This window comes from Sorangium sp. So ce176 (assembly GCF_051519835.1).
GTDB classification, from domain to species: Bacteria; Myxococcota_A; Polyangia; order Polyangiales; family Polyangiaceae; genus Sorangium; species Sorangium cellulosum_G.
The window spans coordinates 1,634,598-1,654,887 of record NZ_CP150371.1 but is presented as its reverse complement, the minus strand read 5'-3'; the positions used below and the strand labels follow the sequence as shown (position 1 = coordinate 1,654,887).

Below are 20,290 nucleotides of genomic sequence, written 5' to 3'. Positions count from 1 at the left end.
CGGCCGGCAGAATCCCCTCCTGTCGAGGCCGACGGTCGCTATCCTCGACGGATGACGCCCGCCGTCCAGATCCGCGCGGCCCGGCCGACCGACGCTGACCGGGAGGCGGTGGCGCGCATCAACGCCGCGGTCCCGCGCGAGGAGCGGCACGACATCGAGCCGCGCTCGGCGGGCGCGCTGCGCGAGCTCGACGAGCTGCTCGCGCGGCGCGGCCACGCCCTCTGCCGCCATGTGGCCGAGGTCGTCGCGACGGGGGAGATCGTGGGGTATGCGCACGGCTTCCACGTCCCGTGGGAGCACCACCCCGCGCGGTTCTGGTGCGCGGCGCGGTGCGCTCCGGGCCACCGCCGCCGCGGCATCGGCGCGCGGCTGTTCGCGGCGATGGAGCGCGACCTCGCGCGCCTCGGCGCCCGGGAGCTCCGCGCCATGGCGCGCGAGACGCAGCCGGAGATGCTCGCGCTCGCCGCGCGGCTCGGCTTCCAGGAGCTGTTCCGGAGCTGGGATTTCGAGCTCGACCTCGCGCGGCCGGGCGCGGGGCGCCCCGGGGGACGCGCGGCGCCGGGCGTCGCGATCGCGCCGCTCTCCGAGGAGCGGGCGCGCCGGCCCGGGTGGCTCGCGGAGCTGCACGCGCTCTACCTCGCCGTGAACCGGGAGGTGCCGCTGCCGAACCACCTCGACCCGGAGCTCCCGGCGGACGCGTTCGCGGCGTACCTGGAGCGGTCGCCGACGTCGCTGCCCGAGGCGTGCTTCGTCGCGCGGGACGGCGACAGGTACGTCGGGCTCTGCATCCTGCACTGGAGCGAGGACGACCCCGCGCGCCTCGACCACCTGTTCACCGGGGTGGCGGCGGCGAGCCGCGGCCGCGGGGTGGCGAGGGCGCTCAAGCTGGCCACGATCGATCTCGCGCGGCGGCGGGGGTATTCGCGGATCGCGACGGCTGTCGAGTCGAACAACCCGGGGATGCTCGCGCTGAACGAGGAGCTCGGGTTCGTGCGGCGCGGGGGTCTCGTCGTCTTCGAGAGGCGGACGTCGTGGAATCTTGCAGGCTGAGGACGTCGCCTCTCCGGAGCTGGCCAGCGCGCTCGGCCTCTCCAGGCAGAATTGTTCATCATCGCTGACACCGTCCAGCGAAGCACACATCAGTGCACTCGGTCCCTCCGGATAGAATTATTCATCATCGCTGACACCCGCGAACGAAGAGCTGGTTTTGATTTATGCCATGACACACCGTGAGACCATGGTCTCCGAGGTGATGGACATGCAACAGACAACCAGCGCGGCGGGTCGAAGCGGTCATCTGGAGCTCGGTCTATTCGGCGCCAACAGCACGGGCACGTCGATGTCGAAGGTGCCCGGCAGGTGGCATCCAACCTGGGAGAACAACCGTGATCTGGTGCTCGCGGCCGAGGCGGCGGGCCTGGACTTCCACATCCCTCTGGCGCGCTGGAGGGGGCACGGAGGCGAGTCCGACCCCCTGGGCGTCACCTTCGATGCGATCGCCTGGACCGCGAGCCTGCTCGCGATCACGAGGCGGATCAAGCTGTTCACCACGGTGCACACGCCCTTCACGCACCCGCTGGTCGCGGCGAAGCAGCTCGCCACGATGGACCAGATCGGGGAGGGGCGCGTGGGCCTCAACATCGTCAGCGGCTGGCACCGCGAAGAGGCCGACATGTTCGGCATCGCGCAGCGCGAGCACGACGAGCGTTACGAGTACACGAAGGAGTGGCTCGAGGTGATGCTCGAGGTATGGTCCCAGGACAGGCCGTTCCACCACGAGGGCAGGTTCTTCAACCTGCGCGGCGTGGTCGGGGATCCGAAGCCGCGCGGCGGCAAGGTCACCCTGATGAGCGCGGGCGCCTCGCGCGCGGGCCGGAGCTTCGCGATCGGCCACTGCGATCTGCTGTTCACCATCCTCACCGCGCCGGAGGCGTGCCGGGACGAGGTGGCGAAGGTGAAGGAGGCCGCCTGGAACGCGGATCGCCACGTGGACGTCTACACCGGGGCGTTCATCGTCTGCCGTCCGACCCGCAAGGAAGCCGTGGAGTACCACGAGCACGTGTCGCGCGAGATGGCGGACGAGGTCGCGATCGACAACGCCATGCGGCAGCTCGGGGTGAATTGCCACTCCTTCACCCCGGAGTTCTACGCCGCGTTCCGGGGCCGGTTCGCCAGCGGGTACGGGCACTACCCGGTCGTCGGCGATCCGGGCGACGTCGCCGAGGAGCTCCGGCGCATCCGCGACCTGGGCGTCCGCGGGCTGGCCATCAGCTTCATCGACTTCGCCGGCGAGCTCCCGTACTTCAGGGACGAGGTCCTGCCCCGCCTGGTCGAGATGGGCGTCCGCCGGGCCGGCTGAGCCCCGCCCCGGCCGTTCTTCCGCAGGAAGCTCGACGCGACGGCGCCCCCTGCGGACGCTCGCGCAGCTCCTGGAGTCCTTCTTCCTTCCGGCGCCGACTCGTAGAGCAACGCAATGCCAGTCCTGCGACCGTCACGAGCTACCAGGACGCATTGCGGCTACTCGTGCGCGACGTTGCCGAACGGACGAGGCGTGAGCCATGCGCGCTCTCGGTTACAGACTTCGATCGCGACCTCATCCTCGACTTCCTCGACGCCCTGTTGCTGTTCGCTGGCCGCCGAGGGGTGCGCCGAGCGCACGGACTCCAGGGCGGCGTTCGGAGTGTCCTGACGACCTCACGCGCCTGCACACGCGCCTGCACACCGAGGAGTCGCACGAGCTGGGCGTGGTCCAAACTCCCCCGGTGCCAAGTCACACCCTTTGAGATATAAAATTAGCTGGCCGCAGTGCGTCGCCTCAACGGGCGAGCGAGCAAGGTTTGCGATGATCGTCGAGAGAGGCTACCTGCTCCGCGAGAAGATCGAGGAAACCGCCGATTTCACCCTGTACCGCGCATGCCGCGAGGGCGACAGCGTCCCGGTCTTGCTGAAAATCCTGCGCGCGGATAGGTCGACAGGCGCCGAGATCGCGCGCTTCAAGCACCAGTACGAGCGCGTCGCGCGCCTCGCCTCGCCCCGCCTCGTCGCGCTGCGCGGCGTCGAGGCGCTCGCCGGCTCCTTGATCGTCGTCCTCGAGGACTTCCCGGGCCGCGATCTCGCGCGGATCCTCGCCGCGCGCCCGTCACGCAGGATGCCGGTCGGCGAGGCGCTCGATCTCGCGGCCGCGCTCGCAGAAGGCCTCGCCGCGGTGCACGCGGCCGGGCTCGTCCACCGCGATCTGCGCCCACAGAACGTGCTCGTCGGCGCGCGCGGCGCGGTCAAGATCAATGGCTTGGGCGTCGACGCCGAGATCACCCGCGCGCACGAACGGCTCTACGCGCCGGCGGTCATCGCCGAGGTGCTGCCCTACGTCTCCCCAGAGCAGACAGGCCGCATGAACCGCGGCGTCGACTACCGGACCGACCTCTACGCGCTCGGCGTCATCCTGTACCAGATGCTCACGGGTCAGCGCCCCTTCGAGGCCCTGGACCCGATGGAGCTCATTCACGCGCACCTCGCCCTCGCGCCCGCGCCGCCGTCCCGCGTCGATCCGACCATCCCCGAAGCCGTTTCCAACGTCGTGCTCAAGCTGCTCGAGAAGAACGCCGAGGAGCGTTACCAGAGCGCCGAGGGCCTGCTCGCCGACCTTGAGCGCTGCCGCAAGGCCCTGCGAGGCACGGGGACGATCGAGCCCTTCGTCGCGGGCCAGCGCGATCGTCAGGACCTCTTCCGGCTCCACCAGAAGCTCTACGGCCGCGAGCATGACATCGAGGCGCTCACCGCCGCGTTCGAGCGCGCGCTCGAGGGCAGCCGTGAGATCGTCATCGTCTCCGGCTACTCGGGGATCGGGAAGTCCTCGCTCGTGCACGAGATCTTGAAGCCACTCGCGCGGCAGAAGGGCTATTTCACGAGCGGCAAATACGACCAATACAACCGCGGCGCCCCCTACAGCGCGGTGATCCAGGCGTTCGACGGCCTCGTGCGGCAGATCCTCGCCGAGAGCGATGCGCGCATCCTCGGCTTTCGGAGCGCGCTCCTCGAGGCGCTCGGGCCGAACGCGCAGGTCGTCTGCGACGTCATCCCATCGCTCTCCCACGTGATCGGCCCGCAGCCGCCCGTCACGGCGCTCGGCCCGATCGAGGCGCAAAACCGCCTGAACCGGTGCTTCTTGCTGTTCGTCTCGGTGTGCGCGCGGCGCACGCACCCGCTCGTCCTGTTCCTCGACGATCTTCAGTGGATCGACCCCGCGAGCCTCGTGCTGCTCCGCGCGCTGCTCGCCGACGACTCGCTCGATGCGCTCTTTTTCTGCGGCGCTTACCGTGACAACGAGGTATCGCCCGGGCACCCGTTCGTCCTGGCGATCGAGGAACTCGAGCAAGCCGGGCTCGTCGTGCGCCACATCGTCCTCGCCCCGCTCGCGCGCCCGCACCTGATCGAGATGCTCTCGGATAGCCTCAAGCGCAGCGGCTGTGGGCCGCTCGCCGATGCGGTGCAGAAGAAGACCGGCGGCAACCCGTTCTTCGTCAAGGAGTTCGTCCGGTCGCTGCACGACCACGGCGTCCTCGCGTACGCAGCCGGAACAGGCTGGCGCTGGGACCTCGCCGCGATCGACGCGCTCCGGTACACGGACAACGTCGCAGACCTCATGGTGCGCACCATCGCGCGCCTGCCGCCGGCGACGGTGAAGGTGCTCAACCTCGCCGCGGCGATCGGCAACCGGTTCGACCTCGACGCGCTCGCCGTGGTGAGCGAGTGCTCGCCGGAAGACGCGTACGCCCGCCTCGATCTCGCCGTGAGCGAGGGGCTCGTGATCGCCGGGCGCGGCGGCTACCGCTTCGCCCATGACAAGGTCCAGGAGGGCGCCTACGCGATGATCCCGGAGGCGGACCGCCCCGCCTTCCACCTCCGGATCGGCCGGCTGCTCGCGGGCAAGCTAGACCTCTCGGAGAGCCAGAGCCTCTTCGACGTCGTCGGCCACCTGAACAGCGCAGGCGACCTCGTGTCGGACCCGGCGGAGCGCCTGCACCTCGCCCGCATGAGCCTCGAGGCCGCATGCCGCGCCGAGGACTCGGCCGCCTTCGGCGCCGCGCTGCGCTACCTGCAGTTCGGCCTCCTGCGCCTTCCGGAGGACGCCTGGGCGTCACAGTACCCGCTCCGCCTCGAGTACGCGAAGAGAACCGCCCTGATGCTCTCGCTCTGCGGCCGGCATGACGACGCCCTCGGGATCCTCTCCGATGGCCTGGAGCGGGCCGCGAACCGGCTCGATCGCACCGAGGTGCTGCGGCTCAAGATGAACGTGCAGGTGCTCAAGAACGACCTGCCAGCCGCGCTCGCGGAGGGGCTCGAGGCCCTGCGCCCCTTCGGGATCGACCTGCCTCCCTTCCCGGACGACGTCATGCTCGACGCCCAGGTGCGGGCGACGATGGATCTCGTCAGGGAGAGGACGATCGAGGCGCTGCCAGGCCTGCCGCCGCTCGCGGACCCGGAGATCCTCGCCATGCAGGACGTGCTCCAGGAGCTCTTTCTCCCCTGCTACTTCCTGGCCACGAACAACCTCGGCATCACGGTCGCACAGATCCTCGAGAACACGCTGCGCCACGGGCTCTCGAAGAACTCGATCTTCGGCTGCATGAACTTCGGGATGCTCCTCTGCGCCCGCGGCGACATCGCGCTCGGCTACCGCTTCGGCCGCGCCGCCGTCGACCTCGCGGACTGCTACACGGACAAGAAGTCCGAGGCGATGCTCCGCAACATGTGGGGCGCCTTCGTGCAGCATTGGCGAGAGGGCTACGCCACCTGCAAGGCGTCGCTGGTCGCCGGGGTGCACGCCGGGCTCGAAACGGGCCAGTACATCTGGTCGTTCTACAACACGGTCAATGGCATCACGAACAGCCTCCTGCGCGGCATCCCGCTCTCCGACCTCCTCGCCGAGGCGCAGAGCTACCAGCCGATGCGCAAGCTCGACGAGTTCAACGCCATCACCTGGATGGTCGGCGCGGTCGGACAGATCGCGCACCAGCTCTCGGTCGAGACCGAGCGCCCCGCCACGCTCAAGGGGGCGTGGATCGATATCGACGAGGTGATCGAGGAGTCCCGCCGCATCGACAACCAGGCCTCGTTCTTCTTCGCCCACTTCTACATCGTCGTCCTCTGCGTCTTCCAGGGGGCGTTCGAGGAAGCGGCGCGCGCTGCGCTCTTGCCGAACATCGAGATCCCGGCCGTGGCGGCCTGGCATGGCAACCCCGCGTTCCATTGCTACGCAGGCATCGCGTTCACGCAGGCGGCGGACGTCGTCTCCCCCGAGGAGCGCGCGCTCTTCCTCGCCCGCGCCGAGGTCTTCGCGGAAAAACTCTCGCGCTGGGCGGACCTCTGCCCGGAGAACCTGGCGCACCGCCGCGCCCTCCTCCTCGCCGAGCTCGAGCGCGCCCGCGGCGACGCGCGCGCCGCCGGGGACCGCTACGACGAGGCGATCGCGCTCGCGCAGCGCGGCGGCTATCTCCACGACGAGGCGCTCGGCAACGAGCTCGCGGGCCGCTGCTTCCGCGCGCTCGGCAAGGAGACCATCGCCGGCGCCTACCTGACCAAGGCGCACAGGGCGTACGGCCGCTGGGGCGCGACGGAGGCGATGCGGCGCCTCGAGCGCGCGTACCCCGACCTCGTCCCGGGCGAGAGCCCCGGCGGCGAGAGGAGCCCGCAGGCCGGCGCCGCGCTCGACCTCGGCTCGGTGCTCAAAGCCTCCCAGGCCATCTCGGGCGAGATCGTCCTCGACCGCCTGCTCGACGCGTTCATGCGCATCATGGTCGAGAACGCCGGCGCGCGACGCGGCGTCCTGCTGCTCCTGCGTGACGGACGGCTCGTCGTCGAGGCCGAGCACCACATCCGGGATGCGTCGGTCCACGTGCTCGGCGCGGCGCCCCTCGAGGGCCGCAAGGACCTGCCGGCCAGCGTCGTCACGTACGTGGCGCGGACGCGCGAGACCGTCCTGCTCGGCGACCTCGCGAGCGACGGGCCGTTCGGGCGCGATCCCTGCTTCGCCGGCGGTGCGCCGCGCTCCTCGCTCGCCGCGCCCATCGTCTACAAGGGCCGCCTCGCCGGCGTGATCTATCTCGAAAACGACCTCACCCGCTCTGCCTTCACCCCCGATCGCGTCGAGGTGATCCGGCTCCTTTCGGCCCAGGCGGCCAGCTCCATCGAGAATGCGCGCCTCTATGCGGATCTGCAGCAGGAGAACGCGGAGCGACGGCGCGCCGAGGAGGTGCTCCGCCATTCCTACTCGCTCCTCGAGGCCACGCTCGAATCGACGGCGGACGGCATCCTCGTCGTCGACGACGAGCAGCGCGTCGTGCGTCAAAATCACAGGTTCGCGGCGATGTGGCGCATCCCGGACGAGATCCTCTCCACCGGGTCGGGCGACACGTTCAGTACGTTCGTCTGCGATCAGGTCCTCGATCCCGAGGCGTTCCTGCAATCGATCCGCGCTCTCTATGCCTCGCCCGAGGAGTCCAGGTTCGATACCATCCCGTTCGCGGACGGGCGCGTCTTCGAGCGTTATTCGCAGCCCCAGCGCATCGGCGGGCGCGTGGTCGGGCGGGTCTGGAGCTTCCGCGACATCACCGCGCGCGTACGCGCCGAGCAGCAGCGCGATCAGCTCCTCCTGGACGAGCGGCGGGCGCGCACGGCAGCGGAGGAGGCCGTGCACCTGCGGGACGAGTTCCTTTCCATCGCCTCGCACGAGCTCCGCACCCCGCTCACCAGCCTGCAGCTCGCCATTCAATCGCTGGGGCAAAGGCTCGCGCGGGGCATGGACGTCGAGCGCGTGCGATCCGCGGTCGCCCTCTCTGACCGCCAGGTCAAGCGCCTCACCGACCTCATCGATATGCTCCTCGACGTCTCCCGGATCCAGGCGGGGAGGCTCGAGCTGTACACAGCGCCCGTCGATCTGCGCGCGCTCGTGGACGAGGTCGTCGCCCTCCTCGGCCATCAGATCGCGCAGTCAGGCAGCGCGGTCGCCGTGCGCGCGGAGCAGCCGGTCATCGGCCGGTGGGACCCGCACCGCCTGGAGGAGGTCGTGACCAACCTCCTCACCAACGCGATCAAGTTCGGGGAACGCCGGCCGATCGACATCGCCATCACCCGGGAAGATCGGGTCGCGCGGCTCTCGGTGACCGACCGTGGGATCGGGATCCCGGCCGAAGTGCAGGCGCAGCTCTTCGAACGATTTCGCCGCGGCGTCTCGTCGAGGCATTTCGGGGGACTCGGGCTCGGCCTCTACATCGCCCGCACCATCGTCGAGGCGCACGGCGGCCGGATCCGCGTGTCGAGCGAGGTCGGCCGGGGCTCGACCTTCTGCGTCGAGCTGCCGCTCTCGACCGAGCGCGCGGGGGATCTGTCGTCGTAGCGGTCGCCTCGATCGGCTTCGTGCGTGCTCGCCGTGATCGAGACGTCGCGTCGGGCCGGGGTGATCGCCTCGCTCGCCAGCCCCCTGAGCCGCGCCGTCGCCCTCGGGGACGAGGCGGCGGCCCGGGTCGTTCACGAGGCGATCGGTCGGCTGCTCGGGCTGCCGGTGGCACCGGAGGGGTGACCGAGCTCAGGCCGAACGTCGAACCCCGCGCTCGCGAACACCACCCGCACGAAAAGGCAGCCTGAACTCCTGCCGATCGGGTCCCACGGTGAGCGCCCGCGAGGGCAGCGTCGACCTCAGGGAGCGGGGGTGAAGGCGACGGTGAGCGTGTAGGGGCCGCTGTTGATCGACGTGTAGGTGTCGACGATGACGAACAGGGGCTCGCCGCCGGTGACATCGATCACGAGCGTCTCGTCATGACCGCGGCCTCCGTCGTCGACGCACGCGAGCTCGGAGCCGAAGTCCGCGCAGCTCTCGCGCAGGTAGAGGCCCAGGTCGGTCGCGGCGGACAGCGTCAGCGTGAGCGTGCCGTCGCTCGGCGGCGTGAACCTGTGGATCGTCTCCGGCACGTCCCATCCGAGGCAGCTGCCCTCGAACGCCGAGGTGCCGGTCGCCGTGTTGCCCGTGTTCTCGCCGATCACGAGCTCGACCGCGTTCTCGCACAGCACGTCGGGCTCGTAGGTGCACGTGGCGGAGCAGCCATCGCCGCTCATGGTGTTGCCGTCGTCGCACTGCTCGGCCGAGCCGACGGTGCCGTCGCCGCAGACGATCGGCGTGAAGCTGACGTTCAGCGTGTAGGGACCGGCCTCCCCCGGCTCATAGGAGTCGACGACGATCGGCACGGTCTGGCCGTCGCTCACGTAGATCACGATCCGCTCTTCGTCGGGCAAGCCATCGGAAGGATAGTTCTCGTCGGAGCAGTCGATCTCGGAGAGCATGTCCGCGCACGAGCTACGGGCGTAGACACCATGATCGGTCGGCGACTCGATCTCGACCACGAGCGTGCCCGACTGCCCGGCGGGCGGCGTGAACAGGTGGATCTCTTCCGGTCCGTGCCCCGCGTTGCCGAGGTAGCAGGTCCCTTCCAGCCCGCTCGTGCCCCCCGACGTGTCGCCGTGGATCGTCGTCGAGACGATCGGTGTCGCGCTCGCGCAGGCGGCCTCGGCGATCGGGGCGCAGGTCGCGGCGCAGTCGGTGTCCGCGCAGTCGTAGGACCTGTCCCCGTCGTCGTCCTCGTGGTTCGCGCAGTCCGTCTCGCCTGGCGTGCAGACGCCGCTCAGGGCGTCGCACACGCCGAGCGAGGGGCACTGCGCGTTCGATGTGCACCTCGGGACGCAGGCCCGGATGCCGCCGCCGATGTCCTCGCAGGCATAACCGTCGCGGCACTCCGACGACGCGCTGCAGAGCGCCAGGCACGCGCCCACGCCATCGAAGAGATCAAGACAGACCCCGCCGTCGCACTCTCCGCCCGGCGTTGGCTCGGCCGAGGGCTCACACAGGTCCGAGCAGAGCCCGGACGGGTATCCAAGTTCCTCCTCGGAGAGGCAGATGTCCCCGGTGCACTCATCGTCCGTCGCGCAGGCCTCGTACAGCGCGCCCGCCGGCCCGCCGCCGCCGCCGCCGCCGGTGCCGGTTGGCTCGGCGCCGCCGCCGCCTCCGCCGCCGCCGGAGCCGGTGGGCTCGGCGCCGCCTCCTCCGCCGGTGGGCTCGGCGCCGCCAGCACCGCCACCGCCGGTTGGCTCGGCGCCGCCGCCGCCGCCGCCGCCGGTGCCGGTGGGCTCGGCGCCGCCGCCTCCGCCGGTGGGCTCGGTGCCGCCAGCACCGCCACCGCCGGTTGGCTCGGCGCCGCCGCCGCCGCCGCCGCCGGTGCCGGTGGGCTCGGCGCCGCCGCCACCGCCGGTTGGCTCGGCGCCGCCGCCGCCGCCGCCGCCGGTGCCGGTGGGCTCGGCGCCGCCGCCGCCGCCGGTGCCGGTAGGCTCGGCGCCGCCGCCACCGCCGGTGCCAGTTGCGGTGCTCGTGGCGTCGACGCCGCCGCCACCGCCAGCGCCGCCGGAGCCGCCATTGCCGCCGGCGCCGCCCTGGCCGTCATCGTCTCCGCAGCCCGCGGCAGCCGACAGCGCCAGCACGAAAAGACCTGCAACGAGTCGTACGTTCATCCACCTGCTCCAACGCAAGAGAGAGAGCTGTCGTGACGCGACGTGGGCCTCACCCCACGGCGCAGCGTGATGCCATCTTCGGCACAACCGATCCGCCTGGCAAACCCCCTTTCATGAAGGCGCCTGCCTCCGCCGCACGCCAGTGCGCGCGGCCGCCGGATCCGGGCGTGGCTGCGCATCGCACGGAGAATCGCGCGCGGAGCGCACAATGCGCCTGGATCGTCTGCTGAGAGGGCTGCTCTTCTTTCAACAAACGCTCCGGGCTCGCCCTCCGACAGTACGCGAAGTGAGGGTCGGCATTTCAGGCACATGGGCACGGAGGGCTCCGCAGCCAGCGGAGTGACCTCCTGGGGTAGCTGGTGTTGTTCAGGAACCTCGTATCCGAAGAACCTGCCGCGAATACCTGGGCAAGAGCAGGATCGGGATCCGAGTCAAGCGGCCAGGCGCGGGGCCCTGTGCGCTGTCGAGCATGATGGACGCGAGCCGCATGGCCGCTGCCTCCATGTGCGCCTGATGGCGACGTCGCCCACACTCTCCCCGGTGAACGCATGACCAGCATTTTGTTCGGTTTCCCTGTTGTGTGAACGTTCACATGCGGTTTATCATCTCGGCACTCGAAGCGCTTCGAAAAGGAAGGCCGATGCCCCTTTCTCACCCCGGAGGAAAATTATGATCAAAAGAGTCGCCGGCGCAGCGCTGCTCGCCGTGCTCGCCGCAGGGTCCCTGACGCTGGCTGCGTGCGGCCGCAGCGACGACGGCGAGTCCGGCGGCAAGGAGCTGCGCATCTGGCACTACGAGGCTCCCGAGAGCGCCATGGGCGTGGCCTGGAACGAGGCCATCAAGGAGTTCGAGGCCACTCATCCGGGCGTGAAGGTCAAGCTCGAGGAGAAGGGCTTCGAGCAGATCCAGAAGACCGCGCCCATGATCATGAACTCCAAGAGCGCCCCCGACGTCATGGAGTACAACAAGGGCAACGCGACCGCCGGGCTGCTGTCCAGGCAGGGCCTGCTCGAGGACCTCACGCCCGAGGTCACCAAGCGCGGCTGGGACAAGCTGATCAGCTCGAACGTGCAGGCCGTCGCCAGGTACGACGAAAAGGGCATCATGGGCGGCGGCAAGTGGTACGGGGTCCCCAACTACGCCGAGTACACACAGGTCTACTACAACAAGGACCTGTTCAAGAAGTACGACGTCAAGGTCCCGACCACGTTCGACGAATTCACCAAGGCGATGGACGCGTTCGTCGCCAAGGGCGTCACGCCGCTGGCGAACGCCGGCGCCGAGTACATGGCGCAGCAGTACGTCTACCAGCTCGCGCTGGACAAGGCCGACCAGCCGTGGGTGAGCTCGTTCCAGCGCTACACCGGCAAGGTCGACTTCACCGACCCGGCATGGACGCACGGGGCGACCACGTTCGCCGACTGGGTGACGAAGGGCTACATCGCCAAGAACTCGGTCAGCGCCAAGGCCGAGGATGCCGGGGTGGCGTTCATGAGCGGCAAGTTCCCGATGATGTTCTCCGGGAGCTGGTGGTTCGGCCGCGTGGCCAAGGAGGCCAAATTCGACTGGGGTACCTCCGTGTGGCCCGGCGCCAAGATGACCCTCGGATCGGGCGGAAATCTGTGGGTCGTGCCGGCAGGATCGAAGAACAAGCAGCTCGCCTACGACTTCATCGACATCACGCTGAAGAAGAAGATCCAGAACATTCTCGGCAACGCGGGCGCGGTGCCGGTGGCGGCCGACAGCTCGTCCATCACCGAGCCCAGGGCCAAGAAGCTCAACGACGATTTCAACACCCTCGCGCAGTCGAGCGGCCTGGCGTACTACCCGGACTGGCCGGTCGCGGGCTTCTACGATCAGTGGGTCTCGCATACCCAGAAGCTCATGAACGGCGATTCGCCGCAGTCGGTGCTCAGCGGAATCCAGAGATCCTACGACAGCGGCCTGCCCAAGTGACGACACGCAGCTTGACGGGGCGTGATCGGCTCGCCTACCTGCCCTACCTGATCCCCGGGCTGCTGCTGTTCGCCGGGGTCATCGGGGCGCCGTTCCTGATGAACCTCGCGACCAGCTTCACCGAGTGGGCCGGCGTCGGCACCCCGACGTGGGTGGGGCTGGACAACTACCGGGAGCTGGCGACGGACGGCGAGTTCTGGGCGTCGTTCCGGCACAACGCCCTGGTCATCGTCGGGATGGCGATCATCCCGACGATGATCGGGCTCGTGCTGGCCTCCGCCCTGACCGACCTGATCGACCGGCACTTCGGGCCGCGCACCGCCAGCGCCCTGCGCGCCTGCATCTACCTGCCGCAGGTCCTGCCAATCGTCATCGCGGGCATCGTCTGGAGCTGGCTGCTCGCCCCCGAGAACGGCGCGGTCAACGACCTGCTGGACGCGATCGGGCTCGGCTCGCTCGCGCACGACTGGCTCGGCGATCCCGCCACCGCGCTGTGGAGCGTCATGGGGGTCATGGTCTGGATCCAGATCGGATTCCCCCTCGTGATCTTCATGTCCGGGCTGCAGCGCGTGGACCCCTCGCTGTACGAGGCGGCCGAGATCGACGGGGCCTCGTGGGCGCAGCGCTTCTGGCACGTCGCGATCCCGCAGATCAGGCCCGAGATCTTCGTGGTGCTGCTGTGGACGACGATCGCCGCGCTCAAGGCGTTCCCGCACATCTTCGTGCTCACCAGGGGCGGCCCGGGGGGCGCGACAAGCGTGCCGTCCTACTACTCCTACGTCAATTTCTTCGAGAAGACCGACGTCGGCTACGGCTCCGCGATCGCCACCGTGCTGACGCTGATCATCATCGCGCTCACCATCGCCTTCCTGCGGCTGCAGGGCCGTGAGCTGGGGGAGGAGCGGTGACCGTGACGCTGGCCGAGAGCCCGGTGAGCGCACCAGCGCGGAGCCGGCCGCGGCGGCGCCGCCGGGGTCCGTCGGCCTACGCGGTGCTGGCGGCGCTGACCGCGCTGGCCGGGATCATGCTGATCCCCTTCGCTGTGGTGGTCTTCAACGCGCTGAAGACGCCGGAGGAGTACACCGCCAACGGCCCGCTCGCCCCGCCGGAGGGATTCCATCTCGATGGGATCAGGGTCTTCTGGGAGCGCGTCGGCTTCGGTCACGTCCTGTTCAACAGCGTGCTCATCAGCGGCTCGGTGGCCGTGCTGGCGGTCGTGCTGTCGGTGCTGAACGCCTACGCGCTGGGCATCGGCCGGATCAAGGGACGGATGTGGGTGCTGGTCCTGCTGCTGATGGCCAACACGCTGCCGCAGGAGTCGCTGGTCTACCCGCTGTACTACCTGGCCAACAAACTCGGGCTCTACGACACCCGGATCAGCGTGATCATCGTGTTCGCCGTCGTCCAGAGCGCGTTCGGCACCTACCTGCTGTCGTCGGTGATGTCCGCGTTCCCCCGGCCGCTGCTGGATGCGGCGCGGATCGACGGCGCCAGCCGGTGGCAGATCCTGTGGCGGGTGGTCGTGCCGGTCGTGCGGCCCACGCTGGCGGTGATGCTCGTCTTCTTCTTCATCTGGACGTGGAACGAGTTCCTGATCCCCCTCGTCTTCCTCATCTCCAACGACAACCAGACGGTGTCGGTCGCGCTCGGCGTGCTGCAGGGGCAGCGGCTGATGGACGCCACCATGTCCAGCGCCGCCGCGCTGCTCGGCCTGCTGCCGACCATCGTCTTCTTCCTCATCTTCCAGCGCACGCTATCGCGCGGACTCACAGCAGGAGCGATCAAGGAATGAAGTTCAGCGACGGTTACTGGATGATGCGCAAGGGCGTGCGCGCTGTCCACCCGATGGAGGTACTCGACATCGACGCCGGGCCGGCGTCGTTCGTCGTGCACGCGCCCGTCCAGCGGATACGGCACCGCGGCGACCTGCTCAAGGGCCCGATGGTGACCGTCACCTGCGCGTCCCCGATACCGGACGTCATCGGTGTCACCATCACGCACTTCGCGGGCGAGCGGCCCCGCGGCCCGGCGTTCGAGCTGGCCACCGACCCGACCGGGGAAGTGACGTTGGACGAGGAGGCGGCCACGCTGACCTCCGGCGCGCTGTCGGTGCGGGTCGGGCGCGGCGAGGGGTGGAGGCTGGACTTCCTGGCCCGGGGCCGCCGCCTCACCGGCAGCGCGCAGAAGGCGATGGCGATCATCGACACCGACGACGGCCGCCACTACGTGCGCGAGCAGCTCGACCTCGGCGTGGACCACTTCGTGTACGGGCTCGGCGAGCGGTTCGGGCCGCTGGTCAAGAACGGCCAGGCCGTGGACATCTGGAACGCCGACGGCGGCACGTCCAGCGAGCAGGCGTACAAGAACGCGCCGTTCTTCCTCACCAACGCGGGCTACGGCGTGTTCGTCGACCATCCCGGGCGCGCGTCGTTCGAGGTGGCCTCCGAGGCGATGGCGCGGACGCAGTTCAGCGTCGAGGGCCAGTCGATGCGCTACTTCCTCATCTACGGGCCGACGCCGAGGGAGATCCTGCGCAAGTACACCGCGCTCACCGGGCGGCCCGCGCGGGTGCCGGGCTGGTCGTACGGGCTGTGGCTGTCCACCTCGTTCACCACCGATTACGACGAGGCGACCGTCACCTCGTTCATCGACGGGATGGCCGAGCGGGGCCTGCCGCTCAGCGTGTTCCACTTCGACTGCTTCTGGATGCGCGAGTTCCGGTGGTGCGATTTCGAGTGGGATCCGCGCGTGTTCCCCGACCCGCCCGGGATGCTGCGCCGGCTCAGGGAGCGCGGCCTGCGCATCTGCGTCTGGATCAACCCCTACATCGGGCAGCGCTCGCCGCTGTTCGAGGAGGGCAGGGCGCGCGGCTACCTGCTGCGCCGCCCGAACGGCGATGTGTGGCAGTGGGACCTGTGGCAGCCGGGCCTGGCCGTGGTCGACTTCACCAACCCCGAGGCCCGCGCGTGGTACGCCGCCAAGCTCGACGCGTTGCTCGACATGGGCGTCGACTGCTTCAAGACCGACTTCGGCGAGCGCATCCCCACCGACGTCGTCTACCACGACGGGTCCGACCCGGAACGCGCGCACAACTACTACGCCTACCTCTACAACCAGACGGTGTTCGAGCTCTTGCGCAAGCGGCGCGGCGAGGGCGAGGCGATCGTGTTCGCCCGCTCGGCCACGGCGGGCGGGCAGCAGTTCCCGGTGCACTGGGGCGGCGACTGCGAGTCGACGTTCGAGGGCATGGGGGAGAGCCTGCGGGGCGGCCTGTCGCTGGGCATGTCGGGTTTCGGCTTCTGGAGCCACGACATCGGCGGATTCGAGGGTACCCCCGACCCGGCGCTGTTCAAACGATGGATCGCGTTCGGGCTGCTATCGTCGCACAGCCGGCTGCACGGAAGCCGCTCCTACCGGGTGCCATGGCTGTTCGATGAGGAGTCGGTGGAGGTCCTGCGGCGCTTCAGCCGGCTGAAGATGCGGCTGATGCCCTACCTGGCCGGGGCCGCGCGGCAGGCGTACGGCGAGGGCCTGCCGATGATGCGCGCGATGGTCGTCGAGTTCCCGGACGACCCGGCCTGCACGCATCTGGAGCGGCAGTACATGCTGGGCGACGACCTGCTCGTGGCGCCTGTCTTCTCCGCCGACGGGGAGCTCTCCTACTATGTGCCGCGCGGCGTCTGGACGCACTACCTCACCGGGGAGCGCGTCGAGGGCGGCCGCTGGGTGCGCGAGCGCCACGGGTTCGACAGCGTGCCGCTGCTCGTCCGGCCGGGGGCGGTGATCCCCGAGGGCGCGGTGGAGGACCGTCCCGATTACGACCACGCGGACGGTGTGACGCTGCGCGTGTACGAGCCGGCGGACGGCGCCCGCGTCACCACCGTGATCCCGGGCGCGGACGGGGACGCGGTCACGACGTTCACCACGTCCCGGACCGGCCCGGTGGTGCGGGTGGAGGCCGCGGGCGCCCCGGGTGCCTGGAGCGTTCTCCTCGTCAACCGCCGCGTCGCGGCCGTCAAAGGCGGGGAGAGCGCGGAGCACCCGCGGGGAGCGCTGGTCAGGGCGACCGGCGGCGAGCTGGTCATCACGCTGGAGGGGGAGGGCTCGACCACGGCGCCCGGCCCCAAAGGAGACTACCGATGAAAAGATATCGCTCAATCGCTGCTTCCGTTCCGCTCGTCCTCGCGCTGGTGTTTCACCCCTCGAGCTCGAGCGCGGGTGAGACGCTGCCGTTCCAGGATCCCGGTCTGCCGATCGAGGTCCGCGTCAGCGATCTCCTCGGCCGGCTCACGCTGGACGAGAAGCTGTCGCTCCTGCACCAGTTCCAGCCTCCCATTCCGCGGCTCGGCATTCCGGACTTCAAGGCCGGCACCGAGGCGCTGCACGGGGTGGCCTGGTCGACGGATCGCGACAACGGCGGCGCCGTCGTGACGGCGACCGGCACGGTGTTCCCGCAGGCGATCGGCCTGGCGACGACCTGGAACCCGGATCTCATCCGGCAGGTCGGCGAGGCTGTCGGAGACGAGGTTCGCGGCTATCACGCGCTCGCCCCGCGCGTCTGGGGTCTGCAGGTATGGGCGCCCGTGGTCAACCTGCTGCGCGACCCGCGCTGGGGGCGCAACGAGGAGGGCTACTCCGAGGACCCGCTCCTCTCCGGCGTGATCGCCACCGCCTACGGGCGCGGCCTCGAAGGGGACGACCCGCTCTATCTGAAGACCGCGCCGGTCATCAAGCACTATCTCGCCAACAACAACGAGATCCACCGCGATACAACGTCGTCGAACCTGCGCCCCCGCGTGAAGCACGAGTATGACGAGCTGGCCTTCAAGATGCCGATCGCCGCCGACGCCGTGACCGGCGTCATGACGTCTTACAACCTGGTCAACGGCAGGCCGGCCACCGTCAACCCGGATGTCGGCGAGGTCGTGCGGAGCTGGACGCAGAAGACGCTCTACAACGTGTCCGACGCCTGGGCCCCCTACAATTTGACCGGCTCGCAGCGGTACTTCGCCACGAACGAGGAGGCCTTCGCGGCCACGCTCCTGGCCGGCGTGGACAGCTTCACCGTCGACGACGCCAACAGCGCGCCCACCATCGAGATCCTCCAGTCGGCGCTCGCGCAAGGGCTCCTCACCGAGGAGGACATCGACGCCTCCGTCGAGCACGTCCTCTCCGTCCGCCTGCGGCTCGGCGACTTCGACCCGGACGGGGGTCCCTATGCCGGCATCGGGCCCGAGGTCATCGACAGCCCGGAGCACCGCCAGCTTGCCCGCCAGGCCGCCGATGAGGCCGTGGTGCTGCTCGAGAACAGGCGTCGCCTCCTGCCGCTGAATCCGTCGGCCACGCGGCGGATCGCGGTCGTCGGGCCGCTCTCGGACACGCTCTATACGGACTGGTATTCCGGGGCGCTCCCGTACCGGGTCACGCCCCTCTCCGGCATCCGCGAGCGGCTCGGCGGCGCCACCGTCCTCTCCAGCGAGGGCGTCGACCGGATCGTGCTGCGCGACGTAGCGAGCGGCCGCTACGTGACCGCCGGCGCGGACGAGGACGGGGACGTCCTGCGCGTCAGCGCGGCCAGCGCGGGTCCCACCGAGGAGTTCGACGTATTCGACTGGGGGCAGGGCATCGTCACGCTGCGCAGCGCGGCCAACGGCAAGGTGGTCGACCGCTTCAACTTCGGCGCCAACTTCGCGAACAGCGCCGCCCAGCCGTACGGCTGGTTCGTCCAGCAGCAGTTCGCCCTCGAGCCGCAGGGCGACGGCACGCACGTCATCCGCTACGCCGGCTACGAGAAGGCGTTCGACTGGGCCGGACCCGAGGTCTACCTGACCATCGCCGCGGACGGCGCGCTCGCCCTGACCGCGACCGAGGCGTCCAACGCGGCTCACTTCGCGGTCGACGTGGTCCGGAGCGGCGTCGACGAGGCCGTGCGCGCGGCGACAGGCGCCGACGCCGCCGTGGTCGTCGTTGGCAGTATGCCGTTCATCAACGGGCGGGAGGATCACGACCGCACGTCGATGGCGCTGGCCGAGCGGCAGTCCGCCCTGGTACGGGCGGTGCTCGCCGCCAATCCGCGCACCATCCTCGTGCTCGAGACGAGCTATCCGATGACCATCCCGTGGGAGAAGCTCCGCGTCCCCGCCATCCTGTGGACCACCCATGCGGGCCAGGAAACCGGCAATGCCATCTCCGACGTCCTTTTCGGCGACCACAATCCTGCCGGGCGACTGACCCAGACCTGGTACCGCTCGGCGGGCGACCTGCCGGATGTCCTCGAGTACGACATCATCAAGGCCCGGCGGACCTATCTCTACTTCGACGGTGATCCGCTCTATCCGTTCGGATACGGGCTGTCGTACTCGACCTTTGGGTACGACAACCTCCAGCTGAGCGCCCCGTCGGTCCAGGCCGGCGACCAGATCTCGGTGCGCGTCGACGTCACGAACACGAGCCTGCGGGCCGGCGACGAGGTCGTTCAGCTCTACAGCCGCCAGCCATCGTCGCGCGATCCGCAGCCCGTCAAGCAGCTGCGGGCGTTTCGGCGGATCCACCTCGCGCCGGGCGAGAAGCGGACGGTCGAGCTCGCTTTCGCCGCCTCCGATCTTGCCCACTGGGACGTGACCCGGGGCCGCTGGGTCCTCGAGGCGACTGGCGTCGAGCTGATGGTCGGCTCCTCCTCGGCCGACGTCCGCCGGAGCGCGGTCGTGCGCGTGCGCGGCGAGCGCATCCCGGCGCGCGACCTCGCCCGCGAGACGCGAGCGCTCGACTTCGACGACTACGCGGGCATCGAGCTGGTCGACGAGAGCATGGAGTGGGGCGACGCCGTGGGCGCCACCGCGGGCGACTGGCTCCGCTTCTCCGATGTGGAGCTGGGCAGCGGTGCCAGCCACTTCAGCGGCGGGTTCGCCCGCGCCGAGGCGGGCGACGCGCTCGTCGAGATCCGGCTCGACGATCCGGTCCGCGGCAAGGTGGTTGGGACCGCCGTCGTGCCGAGCACGGGCGACGTGTACGCATACACCACCGTGGCCGCCGAGCTCGACAGCGCTTACGGGCGACACGACGTCTACCTCGTGTTCCGTGGAGCCGCCCGCCTGTCGAACTTCGCGATCGACTGAGGGGCCCTTCGACGTAGGTCTCTCGCAACCCCGCCTCCGTGCCGGTTTATCACGGCGCATCCACGTTCCCATGATGCCTTCCCCCTGCGGCGGCCGGACCGCTGCCGACGCTCTCCGGATGGGGCGTGCGCGGCTATGCCAGCTTCATGGGCTCGGTGAGCCAGCAGGCCGACGGCTCGCTCAGGGGGCATTTCACGATCATCATCCACAATCCCGGCGAAGCCCCCGTCACCTGCCGCTACCTGCGCTTCCGTCTCCATACCGTGAGCGGCGCTGGCGGCCAAGCCCATTCCAAACGCTGATGCCTCGCGTGCGGTAGAGCTGGATCTGCCCGCGGGTGCCTTCGACTGCGACGCGCGCCCAGGATTCGGCGGTGCGCGCCCGGTCCGCGCCGTGAGAACGCAGCACATCGGAGAGGACGGCGACCGTGTCGTAGCCCTCGAAGGCGACGAAGGAGGGCGCTTCGGCCAGCCGCTCGCGCAGGGCCGCCTCGACCCCGGCGTCCCGGCCTGACCGGAGGCGCCGGGAGGCACGCGGCCCCTCTGGCGCGCCGGGGGCGCGCCGCCGCGGCACGTTCCGGGTCGCTCACGGCGAGATGAATCTATTGCATGGGGTTTATGATACCAATTCATTGGAATCACGCCCTCCGTCGATCCATGAATGTC

The 20,290-nt window shown here is 69.7% G+C and carries 10 protein-coding genes and 1 pseudogene; 9 read left to right on the top strand and 2 right to left on the bottom strand.

Going from position 1 to position 20,290, the window contains the following annotated elements; all coding sequences use genetic code 11:
* The first annotated feature begins 51 nt into the window (after positions 1 to 51).
* The 4 genes from WMF42_RS06265 (at position 52) to WMF42_RS06250 (ending at position 8,578) form a co-directional block, all read left to right on the top strand.
* Positions 52 to 1,050 (top strand): N-acetyltransferase family protein, encoded by a 999-nt coding sequence (locus WMF42_RS06265; RefSeq protein ID WP_437690850.1) that lies wholly within the window; start codon positions 52 to 54, stop codon positions 1,048 to 1,050.
* 208 nt (positions 1,051 to 1,258) lie between these two features.
* The gene (locus WMF42_RS06260) at positions 1,259 to 2,359 is read left to right on the top strand and encodes an LLM class flavin-dependent oxidoreductase (protein WP_437690848.1); all 1,101 of its coding nucleotides are present in this window, start codon (positions 1,259 to 1,261) and stop codon (positions 2,357 to 2,359) included.
* Positions 2,360 to 2,842: 483 nt separating this feature from the next.
* On the top strand, positions 2,843 to 8,395 hold the full coding sequence (locus WMF42_RS06255) for an AAA family ATPase (RefSeq protein ID WP_437690846.1): 5,553 nt from the start codon (positions 2,843 to 2,845) through the stop codon (positions 8,393 to 8,395).
* 24 nt (positions 8,396 to 8,419) lie between these two features.
* Positions 8,420 to 8,578: a hypothetical protein gene (locus tag WMF42_RS06250; protein WP_155797966.1), complete on the top strand. Its 159-nt coding sequence runs from the start codon at positions 8,420 to 8,422 to the stop codon at positions 8,576 to 8,578.
* A gap of 116 nt (positions 8,579 to 8,694) precedes the next feature.
* On the opposite strand, the gene WMF42_RS06245 is transcribed toward WMF42_RS06250, so the two are convergent.
* On the bottom strand, positions 8,695 to 10,554 hold the full coding sequence (locus tag WMF42_RS06245; protein WP_437690844.1) for a DUF4215 domain-containing protein: 1,860 nt from the start codon (positions 10,552 to 10,554) through the stop codon (positions 8,695 to 8,697).
* 669 nt (positions 10,555 to 11,223) lie between these two features.
* On the opposite strand from WMF42_RS06245, the gene WMF42_RS06240 reads away from it, so the two are divergent.
* The 5 genes from WMF42_RS06240 (at position 11,224) to WMF42_RS06220 (ending at position 19,625) form a co-directional block, all read left to right on the top strand.
* Positions 11,224 to 12,510, top strand: coding sequence for an ABC transporter substrate-binding protein (locus tag WMF42_RS06240; RefSeq protein WP_437690842.1), 1,287 nt, complete (start codon positions 11,224 to 11,226; stop codon positions 12,508 to 12,510).
* Positions 12,511 to 12,521: 11 nt separating this feature from the next.
* Positions 12,522 to 13,418: a carbohydrate ABC transporter permease gene (locus WMF42_RS06235; protein ID WP_434045986.1), complete on the top strand. Its 897-nt coding sequence runs from the start codon at positions 12,522 to 12,524 to the stop codon at positions 13,416 to 13,418.
* A 116-nt stretch (positions 13,419 to 13,534) separates the two neighbouring features.
* Positions 13,535 to 14,302 (top strand): carbohydrate ABC transporter permease, encoded by a 768-nt coding sequence (locus WMF42_RS06230; RefSeq protein ID WP_437694214.1) that lies wholly within the window; start codon positions 13,535 to 13,537, stop codon positions 14,300 to 14,302.
* On the top strand, positions 14,299 to 16,653 hold the full coding sequence (gene yicI, locus WMF42_RS06225) for an alpha-xylosidase (RefSeq protein WP_437690839.1): 2,355 nt from the start codon (positions 14,299 to 14,301) through the stop codon (positions 16,651 to 16,653). Before WMF42_RS06230 ends, yicI begins: the two co-directional genes overlap by 4 nt.
* Entirely contained in the window at positions 16,650 to 19,625 is a 2,976-nt protein-coding gene (locus tag WMF42_RS06220; protein WP_437690837.1) for a glycoside hydrolase family 3 C-terminal domain-containing protein, read from the top strand. Before yicI ends, WMF42_RS06220 begins: the two co-directional genes overlap by 4 nt.
* Positions 19,626 to 19,863: 238 nt before the next feature.
* Here WMF42_RS06220 and WMF42_RS06215 read toward each other — a convergent pair.
* A pseudogene (locus tag WMF42_RS06215) lies at positions 19,864 to 20,126 on the bottom strand (ABC transporter substrate-binding protein); the annotation flags it as partial.
* Between the last annotated feature and the right edge of the window lie 164 nt (positions 20,127 to 20,290).

What these genes read in the sequence shown, in the direction of transcription:
- WMF42_RS06265 (WP_437690850.1), top strand. Translation starts at nt 52, where the DNA reads ATGACGCCCGCCGTCCAGATCCGCGCGGCCCGGCCGACCGACGCTGAC.
- WMF42_RS06260 (WP_437690848.1), top strand. Translation starts at nt 1,259, where the DNA reads ATGCAACAGACAACCAGCGCGGCGGGTCGAAGCGGTCATCTGGAGCTC.
- WMF42_RS06255 (WP_437690846.1), top strand. Translation starts at nt 2,843, where the DNA reads ATGATCGTCGAGAGAGGCTACCTGCTCCGCGAGAAGATCGAGGAAACC.
- WMF42_RS06245 (WP_437690844.1), bottom strand. Translation starts at nt 10,554, where the DNA reads ATGAACGTACGACTCGTTGCAGGTCTTTTCGTGCTGGCGCTGTCGGCT.
- WMF42_RS06240 (WP_437690842.1), top strand. Translation starts at nt 11,224, where the DNA reads ATGATCAAAAGAGTCGCCGGCGCAGCGCTGCTCGCCGTGCTCGCCGCA.
- WMF42_RS06230 (WP_437694214.1), top strand. Translation starts at nt 13,535, where the DNA reads ATGCTGATCCCCTTCGCTGTGGTGGTCTTCAACGCGCTGAAGACGCCG.
- yicI (WP_437690839.1), top strand. Translation starts at nt 14,299, where the DNA reads ATGAAGTTCAGCGACGGTTACTGGATGATGCGCAAGGGCGTGCGCGCT.
- WMF42_RS06220 (WP_437690837.1), top strand. Translation starts at nt 16,650, where the DNA reads ATGAAAAGATATCGCTCAATCGCTGCTTCCGTTCCGCTCGTCCTCGCG.